Annotated in this window: 20 protein-coding genes; 11 read left to right on the top strand and 9 right to left on the bottom strand. The window is 64.1% G+C overall.

All coding sequences use genetic code 11. The features are described 5' to 3' along the window. Positions 1 to 7: 7 nt before the first annotated feature. From RJ527_01580 to RJ527_01570, 3 genes are read right to left on the bottom strand one after another with little or no spacing between them, the layout of a single operon-like run. Positions 8 to 952 carry a hydroxymethylglutaryl-CoA lyase gene (locus tag RJ527_01580; GenBank protein ID WND76448.1) on the bottom strand — a complete coding sequence of 315 codons (945 nt, stop codon included), beginning with the start codon at positions 950 to 952 and terminating at the stop codon, positions 8 to 10. 42 nt (positions 953 to 994) lie between these two features. Then, positions 995 to 1,789, bottom strand: coding sequence for an enoyl-CoA hydratase-related protein (locus RJ527_01575; GenBank protein ID WND76447.1), 795 nt, complete (start codon positions 1,787 to 1,789; stop codon positions 995 to 997). A 5-nt stretch (positions 1,790 to 1,794) separates the two neighbouring features. Continuing rightward, positions 1,795 to 2,952: a CoA transferase gene (locus RJ527_01570; GenBank protein ID WND76446.1), complete on the bottom strand. Its 1,158-nt coding sequence runs from the start codon at positions 2,950 to 2,952 to the stop codon at positions 1,795 to 1,797. A gap of 165 nt (positions 2,953 to 3,117) precedes the next feature. Between RJ527_01570 and RJ527_01565 the strand changes: the two genes are divergently transcribed. Then, positions 3,118 to 3,960 (top strand): IclR family transcriptional regulator C-terminal domain-containing protein, encoded by an 843-nt coding sequence (locus RJ527_01565; GenBank protein ID WND76445.1) that lies wholly within the window; start codon positions 3,118 to 3,120, stop codon positions 3,958 to 3,960. Between the two features lie 53 nt (positions 3,961 to 4,013). After that, positions 4,014 to 5,390: an MmgE/PrpD family protein gene (locus RJ527_01560; protein ID WND76444.1), complete on the top strand. Its 1,377-nt coding sequence runs from the start codon at positions 4,014 to 4,016 to the stop codon at positions 5,388 to 5,390. Positions 5,391 to 5,394: 4 nt separating this feature from the next. Here the strand turns inward: RJ527_01560 and RJ527_01555 are convergent, their stop codons facing one another. After that, positions 5,395 to 6,282 carry a LysR substrate-binding domain-containing protein gene (locus RJ527_01555; GenBank protein WND76443.1) on the bottom strand — a complete coding sequence of 296 codons (888 nt, stop codon included), beginning with the start codon at positions 6,280 to 6,282 and terminating at the stop codon, positions 5,395 to 5,397. Positions 6,283 to 6,597: 315 nt separating this feature from the next. On the opposite strand from RJ527_01555, the gene RJ527_01550 reads away from it, so the two are divergent. The 5 genes from RJ527_01550 (at position 6,598) to RJ527_01530 (ending at position 11,311) form a co-directional block, all read left to right on the top strand. Further along, positions 6,598 to 7,542, top strand: coding sequence for a phosphate/phosphite/phosphonate ABC transporter substrate-binding protein (locus RJ527_01550; protein WND76442.1), 945 nt, complete (start codon positions 6,598 to 6,600; stop codon positions 7,540 to 7,542). A gap of 140 nt (positions 7,543 to 7,682) precedes the next feature. After that, positions 7,683 to 8,435: a phosphonate ABC transporter ATP-binding protein gene (gene phnC / locus RJ527_01545; GenBank protein WND76441.1), complete on the top strand. Its 753-nt coding sequence runs from the start codon at positions 7,683 to 7,685 to the stop codon at positions 8,433 to 8,435. A 37-nt stretch (positions 8,436 to 8,472) separates the two neighbouring features. After that, positions 8,473 to 9,276, top strand: a complete 804-nt coding sequence (phnE, locus tag RJ527_01540) for a phosphonate ABC transporter, permease protein PhnE (protein ID WND76440.1) — start codon at positions 8,473 to 8,475, stop codon at positions 9,274 to 9,276. 12 nt (positions 9,277 to 9,288) lie between these two features. Next, positions 9,289 to 10,146, top strand: a complete 858-nt coding sequence (phnE, locus tag RJ527_01535; protein ID WND76439.1) for a phosphonate ABC transporter, permease protein PhnE — start codon at positions 9,289 to 9,291, stop codon at positions 10,144 to 10,146. A 70-nt stretch (positions 10,147 to 10,216) separates the two neighbouring features. After that, positions 10,217 to 11,311 carry a zinc-binding dehydrogenase gene (locus tag RJ527_01530; GenBank protein WND76438.1) on the top strand — a complete coding sequence of 365 codons (1,095 nt, stop codon included), beginning with the start codon at positions 10,217 to 10,219 and terminating at the stop codon, positions 11,309 to 11,311. A 26-nt stretch (positions 11,312 to 11,337) separates the two neighbouring features. Here RJ527_01530 and RJ527_01525 read toward each other — a convergent pair whose 3' ends face one another. From RJ527_01525 to RJ527_01510, 4 genes are all read right to left on the bottom strand, one after another. Continuing rightward, positions 11,338 to 11,808, bottom strand: coding sequence for a tripartite tricarboxylate transporter TctB family protein (locus RJ527_01525; protein ID WND76437.1), 471 nt, complete (start codon positions 11,806 to 11,808; stop codon positions 11,338 to 11,340). Further along, positions 11,798 to 13,306 carry a tripartite tricarboxylate transporter permease gene (locus RJ527_01520; protein WND76436.1) on the bottom strand — a complete coding sequence of 503 codons (1,509 nt, stop codon included), beginning with the start codon at positions 13,304 to 13,306 and terminating at the stop codon, positions 11,798 to 11,800. Before RJ527_01520 ends, RJ527_01525 begins: the two co-directional genes overlap by 11 nt. A 115-nt stretch (positions 13,307 to 13,421) precedes the next feature. Beyond that, entirely contained in the window at positions 13,422 to 14,399 is a 978-nt protein-coding gene (locus tag RJ527_01515) for a tripartite tricarboxylate transporter substrate binding protein (GenBank protein WND76435.1), read from the bottom strand. A gap of 128 nt (positions 14,400 to 14,527) precedes the next feature. Then, on the bottom strand, positions 14,528 to 15,280 hold the full coding sequence (locus RJ527_01510) for a GntR family transcriptional regulator (protein ID WND76434.1): 753 nt from the start codon (positions 15,278 to 15,280) through the stop codon (positions 14,528 to 14,530). Between the two features lie 87 nt (positions 15,281 to 15,367). On the opposite strand from RJ527_01510, the gene RJ527_01505 reads away from it, so the two are divergent. The 4 genes from RJ527_01505 (at position 15,368) to RJ527_01490 (ending at position 20,353) form a co-directional block, all read left to right on the top strand. Continuing rightward, the gene (locus tag RJ527_01505) at positions 15,368 to 16,549 is read left to right on the top strand and encodes a mandelate racemase/muconate lactonizing enzyme family protein (protein WND76433.1); all 1,182 of its coding nucleotides are present in this window, start codon (positions 15,368 to 15,370) and stop codon (positions 16,547 to 16,549) included. A gap of 83 nt (positions 16,550 to 16,632) precedes the next feature. Further along, complete coding sequence (locus RJ527_01500; protein ID WND76432.1) at positions 16,633 to 17,499, top strand: MBL fold metallo-hydrolase; 867 nt, start codon at positions 16,633 to 16,635, stop codon at positions 17,497 to 17,499. A gap of 155 nt (positions 17,500 to 17,654) precedes the next feature. Next, entirely contained in the window at positions 17,655 to 19,667 is a 2,013-nt protein-coding gene (locus RJ527_01495) for a methyl-accepting chemotaxis protein (protein ID WND76431.1), read from the top strand. Between the two features lie 146 nt (positions 19,668 to 19,813). Beyond that, entirely contained in the window at positions 19,814 to 20,353 is a 540-nt protein-coding gene (locus RJ527_01490; GenBank protein ID WND76430.1) for a hypothetical protein, read from the top strand. Positions 20,354 to 20,356: 3 nt separating this feature from the next. On the opposite strand, the gene RJ527_01485 is transcribed toward RJ527_01490, so the two are convergent. Beyond that, positions 20,357 to 20,617 carry a MoaD/ThiS family protein gene (locus tag RJ527_01485; GenBank protein ID WND76429.1) on the bottom strand — a complete coding sequence of 87 codons (261 nt, stop codon included), beginning with the start codon at positions 20,615 to 20,617 and terminating at the stop codon, positions 20,357 to 20,359. Position 20,618: the final 1 nt, after the last annotated feature.

Raw genomic sequence — 20,618 nt, 5'->3', positions numbered from 1 at the left:
GTCGGGATCAGGCGGCGTGCGAGGCGGGCGTGAACCCCTTGGGCGGGCCGGCGTTGATGTAGGTGCCGTGCACGGGCTCGCCCTTCAACTGGCGTTCCATGATCTCGCGGGCGGCCAACAGGCCGTCCAGATCGACGCCCGTCTTCATGCCCTGGGCTTCCAGCATGAAGACAAGGTCCTCGGTCACGATGTTGCCGCTGGCCCCGGGGGCGTAGGGGCAGCCGCCCAGGCCGCCCAGGCAGGAATCGAATTCCCGCACCCCGGCGTCGAGCGCCGCGAACACGTTGGCCAAACCCAGGCCCCGGGTGTCGTGGAAGTGCGCGCCCACGGGCACGTCCTTGCCGACCGTGCGGTACAGTTCCGTGAACAGATCGCGGACCTGCTTGGGATTGGCGTAGCCGACCGTGTCGGCGACATTCAGGCGTTCCGCGCCGCGTTCCATCAGACCTTCGGCGACCTTCATGACGTCCTTGACCGGCACCGGGCCGGAGATCGTGCAGCCGAAGCAGGTTGCCATGCCGCCGGAGATGATCTGGTCCTTGTATTCCGGATGTTCGTTCCGATAGGCGACGATCTCGGCGAAGCCGTCGAGGGATTCCTGCACCGAGCGGCGGATGTTGGCCTGGTTGTGCTGTTCGGACACGGACATCACGACGCCGATCTGATGAGCCCCGGCGGCCAGGCCGTTCACGGCCCCCTTCAGGTTCGGCACCAGGGCCGAGACGGTCAGGCCGTCGATCAGGATCGATTGGGCGACGATTTCCGCTGAATCCGCCATCTGCGGCAAAAGCTTCGGATTGACGAAGGATCCGACCTGCATCTGCGGCACGCCGGCGGCGGCCTCGGCGCGGATCCATTCCATCTTGCCGTCGGTGGTGAAGATTGTCTGGATGCTCTGTAGACCGTCGCGGGGGCCGACTTCGCTGACCAGGACGTCGATATCGCGTTTCATGGTGGTCTCCTTATCTCTTCATCTCTTCGTGCGGTGACTGCGTCAGGAGCCCTTGAACTGGGCCTTGCGTTTCTCGTTGAAGGCGCGGACGCCTTCCATGCGGTCGTCGGTGCCGACCAGGCGGTTGTAGGCCTGAAGCTCGAACTGATAGCCGGACATGCGGTCGACCTGGGTGGCGATCGAGGTCGAACGCTTGGCGGCACGGATCGACAGCGGCGCGTTGCCGGCGATGCGTTCCGCCGTCGCGATGGTTTCCTCCATCAGCTTTTCCGGTTCGCACACCTTGTTGACCAGGCCCCAGTCGCAGGCTTGTTCGGCCGTGAACGGCAGGCCGGTCATGACGATTTCCTTGGCCCGCCGCTCGCCGACCGCGTTGGGCAGGTTAATCGTGCCCATGGCCCCCGGCATGATGCCCAAGGTGACCTCGGTCAGGGCGAACTTGGCGTGGCTCGCGGCATAGACGAAATCGCAAGTCAGCGCCGTCTCGCAGCCGCCGCCGTAGGCGGCGCCGTTAACCGCGCCGATCACCGGCACCGGGCAGCTGCGCATGGCCATCACCCCCTGTTCGAAGATGCGGTGCTGGACCTGCCACTGGTGGTTGGTCATGCCGTTGCGTTCCTTGAGGTCGCCGCCGGCGCAGAACGCCTTGTCGCCGCGCCCGGTATAGATCACGGCGCGGACGTCCTCGGTGTCGCGGTACAGGCCCTCGAAGATTTCGATCTGCTCCAGGCCCATCTTGGTGTTCTTGGCGTTGCGGACCTCGGGACGGTCCATCATCACGATCAGGATGTGTCCGTTCTCGCCGACCCGTTCCAGGTGGTAGGTTTCGTAATCCATCCGCATTATTTGGTTTTCCCTTTAATGGCGTCGTTGTGCTGTCCGACGGTGGGCGCCGAACGCCGGGTCGGCGGGCGCGTGCCGTCGAAGCTGAGGGGCAGGCCGACCAGCAGCGGCCCGCCGCCCATGGCGGTCTGCAAAATGCCGAGGGCCTGCGTCTGCGGGTCGGCCATCATTTCCAGGGTCTGCTGCACCGGGGCCGAGGGGATGCCGGCGTCGTCCAGGGCCTGCTGCCAGTCGGCGCGGGTCCGGGTGAGGACCACGGGCTCGATCAGGGCGTTCAGTTCGGCCAGGTTGGCGTAGCGGTTCTGGTTGGTGCCGAAGCGCGGATCTTCCGGCCATTCGGGATGACCCAGAACCTTGGACAGGCGTTCGAACAGGCGGTCGTTGGGTGCGGCGATGATGAGATGGCCGTCGGAGCATTCATAGGCCTGATAAGGCGCCATGCCGCGCGCCCCCGATCCCTCGCGGGCCGGGTTCTGGGGATCGACGGCGGCGGAGGCGACGGCGTTGTTCATCCAGCCGACGGCGGTTTCGTACAGGGAGGCATCGACCGTGCAGCCGGTGCCCGTGTCGTCGCGGCGCTTCAAGGCGCCCAGGATGCCGATGGCGCACCACATGCCGGTGCCCATGTCGATGATGGAGGTGCCGACGCGGATCGGCGGGCGGCCTTCCTCGCCGGTGATGGTCATCAGGCCGCCGTAGGCTTGCATCAGCGGGTCGTAGCCGGGCTTGTCCTTCAAGGGGCCTTCGTTGCCGAACGCCCCCAGATTGCAATAGATCAGGTTGGGGTTGGCGGCGCGCAGGGTGTCGGCGTCCAGGCCGTATTTCTTGACCGTGCCCGGGCGCATGTTCTGGATCACCACGTCGGCTTCGGTGATGCAGTAGGTGCGAAGCCAGTCGCGTTCCTCGGCACTGCTCATGTCCACGGTGATGGACTGCTTGTCGCGGTTCAGCGCGTGAAAGTACGACCCGATGCCGTCGGGGAACATCTTGCCCCACTGGCGGGCGTCATCCCCGGGGCCGGGGCGTTCGATTTTCACGACCTCGGCGCCCATGGCGCCCAGAATCCATGCGGCGTAGGGCGCGGCCACGCTGGACCCCAGCTCGACGACGCGAATGCCGGCCAGGCACTGCCAAGCCCCGACGTTGGGTTCGCTCACGATGTTCTCCCGGAATGCGTGCCGGCGGCCCATGAGGGCGCCGGTGCATCTTGTGCACTCATTGATTTGACGATCACATGCGTTGAAGAAAGTATCGCATTGTGATACATAGTTTCTGATTGTAAGATTACAACGTAATGCCCCGAGACTGTCAAGGGAGTCCCGATGCTCGATCTTGCCGACGATGTCCTTCCCTATCCTGTCTCCGAGGCCGACCTCGACCGGCGCGGCAAGCCCTTCGTGGCCTCCGTCGGCAAGTGTTTTCAGGTGTTGAAGGCGTTTCGCCGGGGCCAGACGGAATTGCGTCAGCGCGACCTGGGCCTGAGCGAAATCTGCAAGCTGTCGGGCCTGGATAAAAGTGCCGCGCAGCGGTTTTCCGAAACCCTGGTGACCCTGGGCTATCTGGAAAAGGACCCGGGCACGCGGCGTTACCGCCCGGGCATCGCGCTGATCGATTTCTATTACACCTTCATGGTGTCGCACCGCCTGGCGCAGATCGCCATGCCGATTTTGATCGAGGCGTCCAAGGTCTACGACACCACCGTTAATCTGTGCGAGATGGAAGGCACCGACGCCATCTACACGGTGCGCATCCCCCAGGCCAAGGCCAGTTACGGCACCATGCTGGCCGGGCGCCGGGTGCCGGCGTTCTGCGCCTCGCCGGGCACGGTGATGCTGGCCCATATGCCGGAGGACGAGGCCGATGCCGTGCTCGCCGCCTCGGACCTGCGCAAGATCACCGAATATACCCTGACCGACATTCCCGCCCTGAAGGCCCAGATGGCCGAGGCGCGGCGTCTCGGTTATCACGTGTCCGACCAGCAGTCGCAAATCCACAACGTGTCGACCGCCGCCCCCGTGCTGCGCATGGACGGGCGCGCCGTGGCCGCCGTGCACATTCCCGGCTATGCGCCGCAATGGAACCTTGAAAGCGTCCACGAAAAACTGGTGCCGCTGGCCGTGGATACGGCCCGGCGGATTTCCGATTCCCTGACCGAGGCCTTGTGACGCCCCGGCCGAACGAACAAAAGCAAAAGACAGACCATCCCAAGGAGGAACCCATGCCCGATACTCATCAGGCCGCTCATCAAGGCGGTGCGACCGAAACCCCCACCCGCGATCTCGCCCAATGGATCGCCGGCGTCCCGTCCGCCGATTTCACCGATCGCCCGCGCCGCTGGGCCAAGCACGCGATCCTCGACTGGTTCGGCGTCACTCTGGCCGGGGCGACGGATCCCCTGGTCGGTATCCTGGCCGCCGACGCGCTGGACGCGGGCGAAGACGGCCCCGCCCGCCTGGTCGGGCGCAGGGAAAAGGTCACGCCGACCATCGCCGCCATGATCAACGGCGCCGCGTCCCACGCGCTGGATTACGACGACGTCAACAAGCGCCTGCACGGCCATCCGACCGTGCCGGTGGTGCCGGCCATTCTGGCGCTGGCGGAACAGAAGGGCCTTGCGGGCCGCGCCGTGGTCGACGCCTTCATCATCGGCTACGAGACCGAATGCCTGATCGGCGAGATGATGGGCATGAACCACTACGACCACGGCTGGCACGCCACGGCGACGGTCGGCACCTTTGGTGCTGCGGCGGGCTGTGCGCGGCTGCTGGGCCTGGACGCCGAAAAATCCGCCATGGCGCTCGGCATCGCCGCGACCCAGGCGGCGGGCCTGAAATCCATGTTCGGCACCATGTGCAAGCCGCTGCATGCGGGCAAGTCGGCCATGAACGGCCTGATGGCGGCGCGCTGGGCGGCACGCGGCTTCACCAGCCGCCCGGACGCCCTGGAATGCGCCCAGGGCTTCGGGACGACCCAGTCGACGGAATTCCACGGCCTGCCCGTGCGGCCCGACGCCACGGCCCCCTTCGCGGTCGAGGAAAATTTGTTCAAATACCATGCCGCCTGTTACCTGACCCATTCGTCGATCGAAGCGATCCGTGAATTGAAGCAGCATCACGACTTTACCGCCGATCAGGTAACCCGCGTGCGCACCTTGGTCGACGCCGGTCACCGCAAAGTCTGCGACATTCCCGAACCGGAAACCGGCTTGCAGGTGAAGTTCTCGATCCGCCACTGCATCGCCATGGCGCTTTCGGGCATCGATACGGGCGACCGGGAAATCTATACGGACGCCACGGCGGCCCGGCCCGACCTGATGGCCCTGCGCCGCAAGGTCGAGGTCGAGGACAAGGTCCACGACAGCCGTCACGCGGCGGAGATCGTCATCGACCTGGCCGACGGCCGCTCCCTGGTGCAGTTCTTCGACGTGGGCGTGCCCGCCGACGACCTGGATGCCCAGGAACAGCGCCTGATCGCCAAGTTCCACCGCCTCGCCGACCCGATCCTGGGCGCGGACAAGGCCAAGCGGATCGAGGATCTGGTGCTGGGGCTGGACGACGCCAAGGATGTCGGCGACCTGATGGCCGCCGCCGGTTGACCGTCTAGACGGGATCGCCCTGGCGCAGTTTCCGGGTTTCGGCGGCGACGTCGAAAAACGCGCTGACCAGGCGCGAATCCCGCCGTTCCATCAGGCAGTTCACATGCGCCGTGGTGTGAATGTCGGCGTTTTCGATCTCGATGGTGCGCAGGTCGGGGTGCTTGATGAATTCGATGTCCGACACCACGCCGAGGCCGATGCCGCGGGCGACGGCCAGCCATACGGCCTCGCGGCTGCCGATCTCCATGACCGGATTGATGGTTACGCCGTGACGGGTGAGGGCGGCCTCCAGCGCCCGGCGGGTGGTCGACCCGCTTTCGCGCAAGACCATGCGGGCCCCCTCCAACTCCTCGATGCGGATGCTTTTGCGCTTGGCCAGGGGGTGTGACTTGTGGGCGAACACGATCACCTTATGGCGGCTGTAGGGCATGGCGAAGATGCGGGGGTCGTCCTCGACATGGGCCAGCACGGCGACGTCGGCGGAATAGTCCAGCAGACGGCCGACCATCTCGCTCGAGTTGCCGACGGTGACGGCAAGCCGGATGCCCGGATAGGCCTCGCTGAAGGCGCTGAGCATTTCCGTCGCGTGATAGGGGCCGACGGCGCCGACGTGCAGCGTGCCCGTATGAAAGCCGCCGAAGGCGTTCAACAGGTCCTGGGCCTGACCTTCCATGTCCATGATGCGCCGGGTCACGATGAGAAGGGCCTGGCCTGCCTCGGTCAATTCGATCCCGCGTCCGCGGCGGTGGAACAGTTCGACCTTGAACATGTCTTCCAGCGCGCGGACCTGGCTGGTCAGCGTCGGCTGGCCCACGTTCAGCACTTTCGAGGCGGCGGTGAATCCGTTCTCGGTGGCGACGGCGTGGAAGGATCTGAGCTGTGTAAATATCATCGGTTTTCTAAATGGACTATATACGATATTTGAATTTGCCCAATAGGTTTGAATTACCGATCATGCATGTGACCGGTCGCCAAAAGACCGGCAACCCAGGCAAGGGGGCCTTGATGCAGGACCGGATTTCACATTACCCGTGCGACGTACGGTCGGCCTGCTCGAGCCCATTTTTCCTTCTTGCCGATCCAGAGGCCGCTTTCGGCCCCGACATCCACAACAGAATCCATACCGCCATCGAAGCGGGGATCTCCGGCGCGGCGCCGTTGCGGCACGCCGGACACGGGAGTGCAACACGTCATGAGGAGACATCCAATGAACTTCGACCAAAGGACACGACTGTCCGTTAAACGCCGCGCCGGAACCTTGCTCTCGGCCCTGGCCCTGAGCGCCACCGTCACCGTCACCGGCGTATCCGCCGCCAAAGCGGCGGAATGCGAAAATCCCGACGCCTTGACCTTCGCCATCATTCCGACCGAGGAAACGGTGGCCGAATTGCAGCTCTACAAGCCCGTGACCGACCGCATGGCCAAGATGACCGGCAAGAAGATCCAGTTCTTCATGCCCACGTCCTATGCCTCGGTGGTCGAAGGCCTGCTCAGCAAGTTCGTCGATGTCGCCGTTCTCGGCCCCTATACCTACGTGATCGCCAACTCCAAGGACCCCAACGTCGAGGTGTTCGCGACCTACGCCAAGAAGAAGGGGCACATGCAGGAAGAAGGGCCGGGCTACAAGGCCGCCCTGATCTCCAAGAAGGGTTCTAAGTTCACCACGATCGACAGTCTCAAGGGCTCGACCCTGGCATTGGCCGATCCGGGCAGCACGTCGGGCAACCTGATGCCGCGCGTCGTGTTTTCCAAGGTCGTCAACATGGACATCGACAAGTTCTTCGGCAAGGTCATCTATTCGGGCAGCCATGAACTGTCGGCCGTCGCCGTCCACAAAGGCAAGGTCGACGCCGCCTTCGTCGCGACCCACCGCTTCGACAACGTGGTCAACAAGGGCGAGATCAAGCTGGAAGACGTGAACATCCTGTGGGAATCCAAGCCGATCCCGCAGGACCCCTTCGTCTACCGCAAGCCGTTGTGTGAAGACATCAAGAAGAACATCCGCGAGACCTTCCTGGGTCTGGACAAGGAACCCGGCGCCAAGAAGTTCCTCGCCAACGTGAAGTCCAACAAGTTCGTCGCCATGTCGTCGGAAGACTACGACATCATCCGCGACCTGAAGGCCGCGAAGGACGCGCGCAAGAAGAAGTAGGGGTACACTGCACCCCGGCGGCGGCCGGGTTCCGCCGGTTACTCCCTGTCGGGGGCCGGCCGCCGCATATTCTTCCCGCAGAACCGGGCAAAAGAACCGGAACGCCTTTTCAATCAACGACCAAACCTGGATGACACATCATGGCCGTCTTGGAAGTAAGAGACCTGCGTGCGCGCTACAGCGCCCGTGGCCCGGAAATCCTCAAGGGAATATCCTTCGACGTCGAAGGCGATGATTTCTTCGCCATCATCGGCCCCAGCGGCGCCGGAAAATCGACCCTGATCCGCTGTATCAACCGGCTGGTCAATCCGACGTCCGGGTCCATCGTGTTCAACGGACACGACGTGACCAAGATGTCGAGCAGAGACCTGCGCCTGGTGCGCCGCGACATCGGCATGATCTTTCAGGAATTCAACCTGATCGACCGCATGAGTGTGATGGACAACGTGCTGGCGGGCCGCCTTGGTTACACCGGGAACCTGCGCACCTTGTTCCGCATGTTCCCGCGCAAGGACATCGACCATGCCCTGCATCTGCTCGACCGGGTCGGCCTGTCCGACCATGTGGACAAGCGCGCGGATGAGCTTTCCGGCGGCCAGCGTCAGCGCGTCGGCATCGCCCGGGCCTTGATGCAGGACCCCAAACTGATGCTGCTGGACGAGCCGACCTCGGCGCTCGATCCCAAAATTTCGCGCGAGATCATGGCCCTGATCAAGGAAATGGCGCAGGAGCTGAACGTGCCCTGCCTGTGCAATATCCACGACGTCAAACTGGCCATGGAATTCTGCAACAAGATGATCGGCCTGCAGGACGGCATGACCATGTTCGCCGGCCCGACGGAACAGATGAACGAGGCGAAGCTCGACGAGATCTACGCCATGGAAGTTCTGTGAGGCGCGGGGAATGGACAACGCCACAGGATACCGTGTCATGGACATGAGAACCGAGGACATCCTGGCCCGCCGCACCCGGCGCCAGCGCAAAACCGCCGTCATCGCGGTGGTCCTGTTCGGACTTGTCGTCTGGAGCATCGACGTCACCGTGATCCAGGATACGGACTGGGCGCGCATCGGCAGCCTGGGCGAGGTCATGGAGGCCGCCGGCCAGTTCGCCGGGATCGATTTTTCCCTGTTCCCGAGCCTCCTCGGCCCAACCCTGGAAACCCTGCTGATCGCCTGTCTGGGCACGGCGATGGGCGCGGTTCTCTGTGTGCCGGCGACCTGGTTCGGCGCCATGAACATCACGCCCTTTGCGCCGATTACATACCCCATCGCGCGTCTGATGATGACCCTCAGCCGCTCGGTCCACGAAATCGTCTGGGCCCTGTTCTTCGTCGCCGTGTTCGGCCTGGGCGCCATGGCCGGGGTGTTCGCCATCGCCATGCGCTCGATCGGCTTCATCGCCAAGTTGTCGGCCGAGGCTATCGAGGACATCGATCCGGGACCCGTCGAAGCCATGCGCGCGACCGGCGCCAATACGTTTCAGGTCATGCTCTACGCCATCCTGCCGCAGGTCCTGCCACAGGTCATCGGCACCGTGATCTTCGAATGGGAGATCAACATCCGCCGCTCGGCCGTGCTCGGCCTGGTCGGCGCCGGGGGGCTTGGGCTGGTGTTCTTCCGCCAGATGAACACCTTCAACTTCCACGGCGTGACCTCGGTGATCATCGCCATTCTGGCCATCATTTTCCTGGGCGAGGCGATCTCTCACGCGATCCGCCGGCGCATGATCTAGGAGGCCGCCGAAATGTCAGCCAACATGTCCAGCAACGCATCCCCCGCCCCCCAGGCACCAGCCATCCCGAAACGGTGGTCCCGCTACAAACATCCGGAATCGCTGTACAGCTACGGCGCGTGGCTCATCGCCTTTTCCGTGGTGGTGTTCAGCATCGAATATCTGAACATTCCCCTGGACCGTCTGCTCGGTATGTTCGGGCGCATGGGCGAGGTCATCGCGCAACGCTACTATCCCGCCGACATCGACTACATCATGGACCGGGATTACCTGGGCTATGTGGTCGAAACCATCCAAATGGCCTATTTGGGGGCCTTGTTCGGCCTGCTCATCACCATCCCGCTGGCCTGGTTCGCGGCCTACAACATGACGCCGTCCAGGCTGTTCGTGTATCCGGGCGCCCGCATGTTCTCCATGTCCTGCCGGGCCGTGCACGAGACCATCTGGGCCATCCTGTTCGTCTCGATCCTGGGATACGGCATGCTGCCGGGCGTGCTGGCCCTGACCCTGTTCAGCGCCGGGTTCGCCGCCAAGTTGTTCGCCGAAGAGATCGAGGCCATCGACATGGGGCAGGTCGAAGCGATGCGGGCGACCGGCGCCAACCTGTTCCAGGTCATGGTGTTCGGCGTGTTTCCGCAGGTCCGCGTCGCCTTCACCGGCATCGCCATCTACACCTGGGACGTGGCGTTCCGGGCGGCGACGGTGGTCGGCTTCTTCGGGGCCGGCGGCATGGGCTGGTACCTGAAGCGCAGCGTGCTACAGATCGAAACCGAACGGGTCGCGGCGATCATCCTGTCGATCATCGTCCTGGTCCTGATTTCCGAACTTTTGTCCGCCTGGGCGCGCAACACCGTCATGAAGATGAAGTGACGGGCGCCGGTACTTTGCCAATTCCAAACGGCGCCCCCAGCGGCGCCATCCGATGAACGGAGATAACAGAATGCAGAAGAATGGCCGGGCCGTCGTCTACGATGCGCCGAACGCGCCCTTTGTCGTCCGCGAATTTCCCGTGCGCGACGTCCATCCGGACGAGGTCCTGGTGCGCATCACCATGTCGACCATCTGCCGGTCCGACATCCATTCCTACCAGGGCCATCGGCCCAATCCCTGCCCGGGCATCCTGGGCCACGAGATCGTCGGCGTGATCGAACAGCTGGGCGCCGAACGCGAGGTCGACCTGCGCGGCGACAGGCTCGCCGTGGGCGACCGCGTGACCTGGACCGAGTTCTTCCACGACGGCGATTCCTATTACGCCGACGTCCACGACATGCCGCAAAAGGCCCATGGCCTGCGCAAATACGGCCACGACCTGGCCGAGGAAGACCCGCACTTCCTGGGCGGTTTCGCGGACTATTGCTACATCATGCCGGGCACGGGAATCCTCAAGCTGCCCGACGCGATCACGGACGAGGAGGCGACGCCGCTCAACTGCGGGGCCGCGACCATGGTTTCCGTGACCGAGGCCGGAGAGATCGACGTCGGCGACACGGTCGTCGTCCAGGGCCTGGGCCTGTTGGGGCTGTACGGGTGCGCCATCGCCAAGGCGCGGGGGGCGCGCAAGGTGATCGGCCTGGACGCCGTGCCCGACCGCCTGACCCTGGCCGCCAAGTTCGGCTGCGACGTGACCTTCGACGTCTCGAAGTTGAGCGATGAACAACTGATCGCCGCCGTGCGCGCCGAATGCCCGCCTGACGGGGCCGACGTGGGGATCGAGGTCTGTGGCCTGCCCGGGGTCATTCCGGCGGGTCTCAAGATGCTGCGGGTCGGCGGGCGCTACGTTCTGGGCGGACTGGTCAATCCCAACGCCATGTTCACCGTCGATGGCAACGAGATTTTGCGCCGCTGGATCACCATCCGGGGGGTGCACAACTACCACCCCCGCCATCTGGTGCAGGCGCTCGACTTCGTCATGGCAAACCGCGACCGGTTCCCGTTCAAGGACCTTGTCGATTCCAAGTTCACCCTGGATCAGCTCGACGAAGCCTTCGCCCGCGCCGCCGACCGTTCGGTCCTGCGCGCGGCGATCGTGCCCTAACCTGTCGGATGGCCTGTTCGGGGCGATCAGCCCTCGAACAGGCTGCCCGTGGGCAGCGGCACCAGCAATACCTCGCGGAACAGGTAGAAGAAGCCGAGCACGATGGCGGTGCCGATCAGCGGGTAGACCAGGACGCGGAAGCGGGTCCAGGGATCGTACATGGCGATCAGGGTCAGGGCCGCGAATACGGGCAGGGCAGCACCAATGAAGCCGACCACGGGCATCGCCATGGTGCCGCCCAGCATGACGGCGACCAGCAGCATGCGCCGCGTCGCCGATCCGCCTTCCGGCGCCGCACCGGCCTTGGCCCGGCCCAACAGCCACATCACGATATAGACCAGGGAGGCCGCGATCAGGACGCCTGCGAAGGTGCGCGGGAACACGGCGGAATCCGCGTCCATGTAGCTCAGGGAATCCCAGATCACCAGACAGGCGATGCCGATCATGAAGACCGAGATGACGGCGCCGCCGGTGTCTTTCCGAACGTCAGTCTGCATGGGCCTGATCCTTGATCTTCTTCAGCCGGGCCAGCACGAAGGGGCTCAGCAGGGTGAACAGGGTGAACACGATGATGGCGATGGAGATCGGCCGGCCGAAGAACATGCCCATCTGGTTCTCCGTCGCGCGCCCGATGGTCCAGGCCTGCACGAAGCCCGATTCCGCGATGGGGCCCAGGATCAGGCCGAGCACGATGGGCGATGCCGTGAAGCCGAACCGCCCGATGATCCAGCCGAACCCGCCCAGCACGATCATGATGATGACGTCGCTGATGTTGTTGCGGATGGCGTAGCTGCCGATGATCGTCATGAAGGCGATGGCCGGCACCAGCAGGGCCTTGGGCAGGGTGATGATGGTGCGGTAGGCGTAGCGTCCGATGAACAGCCCCGTGGGCAGCATCAGAATGGTCGCCAGGATCAGGCCCCAGATGAAGGTGTAGACGATCTCGCCCTGGTTGGCGAACAGGCTGGGGCCGGTGCGAACACCCTGCACCAACAGCGCGCCCAGGATCACCGCGTCCGGCGGCGTGCCGGGAATGCCCAGCACCAGGGTCGGGATGAAGCCGCCGCCGACCGTGGCGTTGTTGGCCGATTCCGAGGCGATGATGCCGCCCGGTTCGCCCTTGCCGTACTGCTGGCCCGGCTTCGCCGTGCGCCGGGCCTCGGAATAGGACACCAGGCTGGCGATGGAGCCTCCGGCGCCGGGCAGGATGCCGACGACGGTGCCGATCACGGCCGAGCGGATAGCGTTGATCTTGTCGCCCCACAGGTAGCGCACGGCCTCGCCCAGGCGGAACCCGCGCGACCCGGTTTCGACCTTCAGGTGATGGCCTGGCTGCGCGACAAGGTCGATCAGCACGGGGATGCAGTACAGGCCGATCAAGGCGGCGACGATCTGGATGCCGCTGAGCATGGTTTGCGAGCCGAAGGTCAGGCGCACGTCGCCGGCAACCTCGGCGACCCCGATGCAGGACAGCAACAATCCCAGGGCGCCGCCGGCGACGCCTTTCAACAGGCTGCCCTCGGACAGGGCCGCGATCAGCGACAGGCCGAAGATGGCGAGCCAGAAATACTCGACCGGGCCGAAGGCGAGCGCCACCTTGGACAACGGCGGCGCCAGGGTCATCAGGGCGATGGCCCCGATCAGGCCGCCGATCACGCTGGCCAGACAGGCGATGGTGATGGCGTAGTCGCCGTCGCCTTTTTTGGCGAGCGGATATCCGTCAAAAGTGGTCGCGATCGCGGACGGCGTGCCCGGCGTGTTTAGAAGGATCGCCGAATAGGCGCCGCCGTAGATGGCGCCCGTGTAGATCGCGCCCATGAGAATAAGCGCCGACGAGGTCGGCATGGCGAAGGTGAGGGGCACCAGCACCGCAACCGACATGGTCGCGGTCAGCCCCGGAATGGCGCCGATCACCGTGCCGGCGACAACGCCGAACAAGGCGAAAGCCAGATTGAGCGGCGTCAGCGCGGTGAGCAGATGCTCAAGCCCTGCCATGAAACGTCTCCGTGGAAATTTGAATGGGCCGATGAGGCGGCCCCAAAGGGGTAAGCGATCACGGGCCGGCCCGACCGGAAACCGGGCAGGGCCGGCCCGTGATGATAAAGGCTGCTTACTTCAGCATGCCCGCTTCCTTGGCGGCGGCGGTCACGTCCTTGGCGAAGGAGGACAGGAAGTCGTCCGCCGACTTGCCGTAGGCGTAATCGACCGGCGCGAAGCCGCCTTCTTCCATCTTCTTGAGGAAGGCCGGGTCTTCGTTGACGGCCTTGATCATGGCCGTCAGCTTCTGGCGGATCGGTTCCGGCGTCGATTTCGGAACGGCGATGCCGCGATAGGCGCCGGACACGATGTCGATGCCCAGTTCCTTGAAGGTCGGAACGTCCGGGAAGCGCGGGTGGCGCTTTTCCATGGCGACGGCCAAAAGGCGCGTCTTTTCATAGTTGGCGGCCACGGTGGTGAAGGCCATGGCGGCGGTCACCTGCTTGCCCATCAGGGCGGCGACGCTGGCACCCGTGCCCTTGAAGGGAACGTAGGTGGTTTTCACGCCCGCCAGCTTGTCGAAACGGACCTGCGCCAGATGCGGCGCCGTGCCCTTGCCCGAGCCGGAGAAGATCAGCTTGCCCGGGTTTTCCTTGGCGAACTTGATCAGGTCTTGCAGCGTCTTGAAGGGGCTGTCGTCGGTCACCACGATCGCGTCGGGCGTGTAGTGGAACCAGTACAGCATGGTGATGTCTTCGGTTTTGTAGCCGACGTCCTTCTGCTGCGGTTGCAGGACGATGTGCGGCAGGTTGACACCCATCATGGTGTAGCCGTCGCCCTTGAGCGAATTCAGGCCGGACCAGCCCACGGCGCCGCCGGCGCCCGGCTTGTAGGAAATGACCAGGTCCTGGTTGAACTTGTCCTTGAAGAAGGGCTGCTGCATGCGGGCGGTGATGTCGGACTCGCCGCCGGGGCCGAAGGGGATGATGTAGCTGATGGGCTTTTCCGGATACTCGGCCTGGGCCGGCGCGGATTGGGCGGTCATGCCGATGCCGGCGGCAAGCGCCAGGGCTGCCCCCGTCAATACGAGAGAGCGTCGGGTGGTCTTCATGGTTGTTTCCTCCTGGTGGGGTTGGTGATCGAAGTTTGGTTTTTGCTCTTGTTGCTTTTGTCGTGGTGTCGTCGGTTGAGACCGCCGGAGCATTGCCCGCGGCCGGTTCCTGTGCCCGCGCCGGGCGCCTATCCCATATCCCTGTCCGAAGCCGGCGACAAGTCGATTTCAAGGCGGACCACGTCGCCGCGATAGGTGATCTCGGCAACATAGATACAGGTGCCGGCCCGGTCGCCGATGGTCCGGCGCACGTTGGCGACGGGGGCGCCCAAGGGAAGGTCCAGGCGTTCGGCCGCTTCCTGGCCGGCGCCGTCGACCGTCAGGGTCTGATGGACCTTGCCGATGGTGATGTCGGGCATGGCGGCCAGCATGGGCACGACGATGTTGCTGCGGAACTGGTCGGGTGCCCGCAGGTAGATGTCGGCGGCCAGGTAGATGTCGATCAGGCAGAACGGCTCGTCATCCCGGTAATGCACGCGCTTGATATGTTGATAGGCGGTCGCCGGCTTGCCCTCGCCGTCCAGGATGCGGGGCTGACGTTCAGCCGTTTCGACCAGGATCAGCTTCGGTTGCAGGGGCTCGACCATGCGCACGAAGGAATTCCAGTCAGACGCCAGGGGCAGCCAGCGTTGCTCCCGCGGCTCGCGCTCGACAAAGGTGCCGAGCCCGTGGCGACGTTTGACCAGGCCTTCGGATTCGATCACCCCGATGGCTTGGCGCATGGTCGCCCGCGCCACGTTGAAGCGGGTGGCAAGGTCGTCGATGGCGGGAAGCTGCTGACCCAGGGACCAAATGCCGGCTTCGATCTCGCCGCGCAGAGTGTTGGCGACCTGGGCGTAGAGCGGCATGGTGTGGCGGCGGGCGCGGGGCGGCAGCATCATTGTCGATCCGGCGTTGCGGTTACGTTGTGCCGATAATATAGTCGTATGGACTTATGGATGTCTATCACTGAAGGAAATTTCATGGCAATGAACGGTCATCCCGCGCCATCGACGGCACGGCCTTTTCCCGCCGGCGCGCTGCGCCTTCGCCGAATCGATGTCTGGGCCTTGCGGGTCGCCATCCAGCGCCCCGTCGAAACCTCGTTCGGGATCATGCGCGACCGTCCGGCCGTGTTCCTGCGGGTCGAAGGCGCCGACGGTGCCTTCGGGTTCGGGGAAATCTGGTGCAACTTCCCCAGTTGCGGCGCGGAACACCGGGTCCGCATGGCCGTTGACGAATTGGCCCCCCTGCTGGCCGGGCGTGATCTGGCATCGCCCGCCGAGGCCTATGCCCTGATGTGGGAAAAGACCCGTGTGCGTGTGCTGCAAACCGGGGAACCGGGGCCCTATTCCCAGGCCATCGCCGGGCTCGACATCGCGTTGTGGGACCTGGCGGCGCGCGCCGCCGGACGGCCGCTGCGCCATTTCATCGCCGACGACGCGGCGGACGCCGTGCCCGCCTATGCCAGCGGCATCCATATCGGCATCGCGGCGGACGTGGTGCCCGAGTTTCGCGTTGCCGGGTTCCGTAATTTCAAGGTCAAGGTCGGCTTCGACACGGCGCAGGACATCGCCGGGGTCAAGGCGCTGAAGGAATCGATGCAACCGGGCGAACGCCTGTTTTCCGACGCCAACCAGGCCTGGGACCTGGATGCGGCCCTGGAATTTGCCCAGGGGGCACGGGACCTGGGGCTGGATTGGCTGGAAGAACCACTGCGCGCCGACGCGCCGGCGGGGGACTGGGCACGGCTGGCGAAAGAGGGCGGCGTTCCGCTCGCCGCCGGAGAAAACTTCACGGGCTCGGAGGACTTCGACGCCGCCGTGGCGGCGGGATCGCTTACCTATATTCAGCCCGACATGGCGAAATGGGGCGGCGTCACCGGCTGCCTGCCCGTGGCCCGCGCCATTCTGGCGGGCGGGCGGACGTACTGCCCCCATTATCTGGGCGGCGGCATCGGGTTGCTGGCCTCGGCCAATCTGCTGGCCGCCGTCGGCGGCCCGGGGCTGCTTGAGGTCGATGCCAATCCGAATCCTCTGCGTTCGGACATTCCCGGCATGACGATGACGGACGGGCGGATCGCATTGGGGAGCGCGCCGGGCCTGGGGATCGAGGCGCTGCCTGAAACCTTGCTGCCTCAGGTCACCTTGCACGAGACTTGGACGGCCTAGCCGTCCGGGGTTTCCTCCCGCCCTGGAAAGCTGGTAAATACACCGGAAGATTGGAAAATCACCGGGTAGGAATTCCAGGGTCCATGGCGCTCAATCCCAAGGTTATTTCGTTCTTCGACGACCGCACCTTCACCATCACCCATATCGTCATGTGCCCGGAAACGGGCGCCACCGCGGTGATCGACCCGGTGCTGGATTATGACGCGGCGGCCGGGCGGACCTATCGGGAAAGTGCCGAAGCCGTGGTCAACCAGATCGGCCAGGACGATCTGACCGTGCAATGGGTGCTGGAAACCCATGTCCATGCCGATCACCTGACCGCAGCCCCTTTCGTGAAGGACAGCCTGGGCGGTCGCCTGGGCATCGGCGGCAAGGTCGGCCAGGTGCAGGCGGCCTTCAAGAAAATCTTCAACGCCGAGGACGCCTTCGCCACCGACGGCTCGCAGTTCGACCATCTGTTCGCCGATGGCGAGGAATTCAAGATCGGCAACCTGACGGCGCGGGTGATGCACACGCCGGGGCACACCCCGGCCTGCGTGACCTACGTGATCGGCGACGCAGCCTTTGTCGGCGATACCCTGTTCGCGCCCGATTACGGCACGGCGCGCTGCGATTTTCCCGGCGGCGACGCGCGCCAGCTTTATGCCTCGATCCAGAAGATCCTCGCCCTGCCCGACGATACGCGCCTGTTCCTGTGCCACGACTACATGCCGGGCGGGCGCGATGTGATGATGCACACCACCGTCGCGGCGCAGAAGGCGGGAAATATTCACCTCAAGGACTGCAAGGACGCCGACGCTTTCGCCGCCATGCGCGAGGGCCGCGACGCCAAGCTCGGCATGCCGGCGTTGATCATTCCGTCCGTGCAGATCAACATGCGCGGCGGCGCTCTGCCACCGGCGGAAGACAACGGCGTATCCTACCTGAAGACACCGCTCAATCTATTGTAATAAATAGATAATCCTCAATATATATAAATTTTACCCTATTGGTCCGTGACTTTCGCGCCGACCCGCGCGATCATCGATTCCGCTAATAATAAAAAAAACCACAACGCACTCTTGTTGGGCAGGGGGGGCAAATGCGGCAGAGAGGGTAGTTAACGATGAATGCGCTCAATAACGTCAGGATTCTGACGAAGGTTTCGCTTGGCTTCGGTGTGGTCCTGGCGCTTCTTGTAGTCACCGGCCTGACCGGCGGGGTCAACCTGAAAAACGGCGACGCCAATTTCGCACGTTACCGGGATATCGCGACGGAGACCAATCAGGCGGCCCGGGTTCAGGCCAGCCTTCTGGAAACCCAGTTGGAAATCCGCAAGTTCCTCAAAAGTGCGACGGAAGAGACCCTGGAGACCGTGAAAGACCGGGCCCAACTGACCATCCAATTGAATGATCAACTGACCAAGATGATCAAGGAGCCGCAGGAAAACGCCTTGGCCCAGGAGGTCGGGCGCAACCTTTCCAACTATATCTCCGCATTCGATGAGGTGGCGGGCCGTCAGGCGCGCATCGATGATCTGGTGCAAAACAAGATCGACGTACTCAGCCGCGAGATGCGGGACCTTATCGCCGGCATAAAGAAAAAAACTCAGGACGCCATCGACGTCACGGGTGCCTATAACGCCTCGACGGTGCAGCGCGACTTGTTGCTGATGCTGCTGAACACGGCCACGTTCCTTGTTTCCAACGATCAAGAATCGTTCGACAACGCGATCAAGGAATCAGCCGCCATGAAGGCAAACCAGTCCGTCATGGTCGCCGACTTCCTGGAAGAAGACTGGCTCAAGATGTCCGAGGAGCTGGCGGCCAAGCACGAGGCGTTCATCGCCACCCTGCGAGAGGTCTACGAGCATGTGAACGCCCGCAACACGGCGATCGAGACGCAGTTGGATACCATCGGCCCGGACGTGTCCGCCCAGATGGACGAACTAAAGCTGGGATTCAAGACGGACCAGGATCTGTTGGGCACGGACACCAGTGCCGCCATGCACAAGGGTCTTGTCACCATGGTTGGCGCCGCCGCCGTCGCCCTGGTTCTGGGGATCGCGGCGGCATGGTTGATCGGCACGGGCATTTCCCGCCCGATCGGCGCCATCACACGGGCCATGACGGCCCTCGCCCATGGCGACAAGACCGTCGAGATTCCCGGCCGCGATCAGAAGGACGAGGTCGGCGACATGGCGCAGGCGGTCCTGGTCTTCAAGGAGAACATGATCAAGGCCGATGAACTGGCGGCGCGCGAGCAGGAAGAGGCGGCGCGGCGCGAGGAGCGGTCGCGCCGTCTGGTCGAGCTGACCGGCAGCTTCGATGCCGACGTTACCGAACTGTTGCGCGCGCTTGGGGCCTCGGCGACGGAAATGGAGACAACGGCCGCCACCATGTCGGAGATCGCCGGCAACACCAATACCCGTGCCGCAACGGTTGCGGGGGCCGCGGAACAGGCATCGGGCAACGTGCAGACCGTCGCGACGGCGACCGAGGAGTTGTCCAGTTCGATCCAGGAAATCGGCCGGCAGGTCAGCCAGTCGGCCGAAATCGCCGGTCGTGCCGTGAGCCAGGCCACGCAAACCGACCAACAGGTCCAGGGGCTGGCCGATGCGGCGCAGAAGATCGGCGACGTCATCAGCCTGATCGCCGACATCGCCGAGCAGACCAACCTGCTGGCTCTCAACGCGACCATCGAAGCCGCCCGCGCCGGCGACGCGGGCAAGGGCTTCGCCGTCGTCGCGTCGGAGGTCAAGAACCTGGCCAACCAGACCGCCAAGGCGACCGGCGACATCGAGCAGCAGATCGGCGCGATCCAGGCAGAGACGCTGGAGGCCGTGACCGCCATCCGGTCCATCACCGATACCATCAAGTCGATGGATGAGATCGCCGCGGCCATCGCCGCTGCGGTCGAACAGCAGGGGGCGGCGACGGGCGAAATCGCGCGCAATGTCGAGCAGGCCGCCGTCGGTACGCAGGAAGTCACCTCCAACATCATCCAGGTGACGGCCGCCGCCGAGGAAACGGGAACATCCGCGTCCGAGGTCAAGCATGTGGCCGCCGACCTGAACCAGAAGGCCGACCTTCTGCGCAAACAGGTGGAAAGCTTCCTCGCCGACGTCCGCGCGGCCTGATCGTCTGGCCACCGGACAGCTTGCGGGAAAACCCAGCCGGCGGGTGCCGTGGCCGGTCATTTTTCCCGTATCGCGATGGCGGTGCGATTTTGGTCTGAATTGTGTTATGGTTTTTCGAATGCAACGCGCATTTCGTTTGAGGTGCCATGGCCGAATTCAAGCCTCACGGCACGCGGCTTGTGTCGCTATCCCTTGAGGATCTTAAATCCGAGGATCTGCTGTCCGCACTGGCACTGTGGCGGAGTTGGTGCGGCGACCGCCACGCGCCCGTTTGGGGCGACGTTGAGCTGTCGGCCTTTCCGCCCAAGCTTTTGCCCATGTCGACGGTCGTCGACGTCATCGACGGCGGCAAGGATTTCAAATACCGCTATTGGGGGTCGGAGCTGTCCCGCCTGTTCAAGCGGGAGGAAACCGGCCTGCTGTTGTCCGAACATGTGGTCAATCAGTCGGGGCACATCCGGTTCAGCCAGTTCTGGGAAGTGGTCGTTCAGGTCCGCCCGCTGCTGTTCATGACGATCTTTGAACGGGTCGAAGGGGTGATGGCGGAAAAGCTGAACCTGCGTCTGCCCGTGGTGGATGAAACGGGGACGGTGGACAAGATCATCTCGCTTAGTTCGATGGACAAGGTCGGCATTCAGGATTTTGAAGACCTGAGTGACCATTGGCAGGTCGAAATCGCCGGCTGACCGTCAGCACCCGCCCTTGATGGCCGGGAACACGGTGACCTCGTCGCCGTCGGACAGTGGCACGCCCGCGCGTCCGGCAATGGGCACCGCGTCCTCGTTCAGCATGGTCATATAGGCCTCGCCGATGCCGTCGGGCAGTTTCAGTTGCGTGATCAGGTCTTCCAGGCTGGCGCCGTCGGCAAGTGTGAAGGCGCCCACGCCGTTGCTGTCGAACCCCGGCGGGGAGAACGGGTCCATGGCGATCAGCTTGACCGTGACGTTCATG

The sequence above is a fragment of the Thalassospiraceae bacterium LMO-SO8 genome, assembly GCA_031655335.1.
Classification (GTDB): domain Bacteria; phylum Pseudomonadota; class Alphaproteobacteria; order Rhodospirillales; family Casp-alpha2; genus UBA1479.
This window is presented reverse-complemented; position numbering and strand designations above follow the sequence as displayed.

Bases quoted from the DNA above. Each gene is read 5' to 3' on its own strand.
- RJ527_01485 (WND76429.1), bottom strand. From the start codon at position 20,617: ATGAACGTCACGGTCAAGCTGATCGCCATGGACCCGTTCTCCCCGCCG.
- RJ527_01490 (WND76430.1), top strand. From the start codon at position 19,814: ATGGCCGAATTCAAGCCTCACGGCACGCGGCTTGTGTCGCTATCCCTT.
- RJ527_01525 (WND76437.1), bottom strand. From the start codon at position 11,808: ATGCAGACTGACGTTCGGAAAGACACCGGCGGCGCCGTCATCTCGGTC.
- RJ527_01550 (WND76442.1), top strand. From the start codon at position 6,598: ATGAACTTCGACCAAAGGACACGACTGTCCGTTAAACGCCGCGCCGGA.
- RJ527_01565 (WND76445.1), top strand. From the start codon at position 3,118: ATGCTCGATCTTGCCGACGATGTCCTTCCCTATCCTGTCTCCGAGGCC.
- RJ527_01575 (WND76447.1), bottom strand. From the start codon at position 1,789: ATGGATTACGAAACCTACCACCTGGAACGGGTCGGCGAGAACGGACAC.
- RJ527_01580 (WND76448.1), bottom strand. From the start codon at position 952: ATGAAACGCGATATCGACGTCCTGGTCAGCGAAGTCGGCCCCCGCGAC.
- phnE (WND76440.1), top strand. From the start codon at position 8,473: ATGGACATGAGAACCGAGGACATCCTGGCCCGCCGCACCCGGCGCCAG.
- RJ527_01505 (WND76433.1), top strand. From the start codon at position 15,368: ATGAACGGTCATCCCGCGCCATCGACGGCACGGCCTTTTCCCGCCGGC.
- RJ527_01515 (WND76435.1), bottom strand. From the start codon at position 14,399: ATGAAGACCACCCGACGCTCTCTCGTATTGACGGGGGCAGCCCTGGCG.
- RJ527_01530 (WND76438.1), top strand. From the start codon at position 10,217: ATGCAGAAGAATGGCCGGGCCGTCGTCTACGATGCGCCGAACGCGCCC.
- RJ527_01510 (WND76434.1), bottom strand. From the start codon at position 15,280: ATGATGCTGCCGCCCCGCGCCCGCCGCCACACCATGCCGCTCTACGCC.
- RJ527_01560 (WND76444.1), top strand. From the start codon at position 4,014: ATGCCCGATACTCATCAGGCCGCTCATCAAGGCGGTGCGACCGAAACC.
- RJ527_01495 (WND76431.1), top strand. From the start codon at position 17,655: ATGAATGCGCTCAATAACGTCAGGATTCTGACGAAGGTTTCGCTTGGC.
- RJ527_01520 (WND76436.1), bottom strand. From the start codon at position 13,306: ATGGCAGGGCTTGAGCATCTGCTCACCGCGCTGACGCCGCTCAATCTG.
- phnE (WND76439.1), top strand. From the start codon at position 9,289: ATGTCAGCCAACATGTCCAGCAACGCATCCCCCGCCCCCCAGGCACCA.
- phnC (WND76441.1), top strand. From the start codon at position 7,683: ATGGCCGTCTTGGAAGTAAGAGACCTGCGTGCGCGCTACAGCGCCCGT.
- RJ527_01555 (WND76443.1), bottom strand. From the start codon at position 6,282: ATGATATTTACACAGCTCAGATCCTTCCACGCCGTCGCCACCGAGAAC.
- RJ527_01500 (WND76432.1), top strand. From the start codon at position 16,633: ATGGCGCTCAATCCCAAGGTTATTTCGTTCTTCGACGACCGCACCTTC.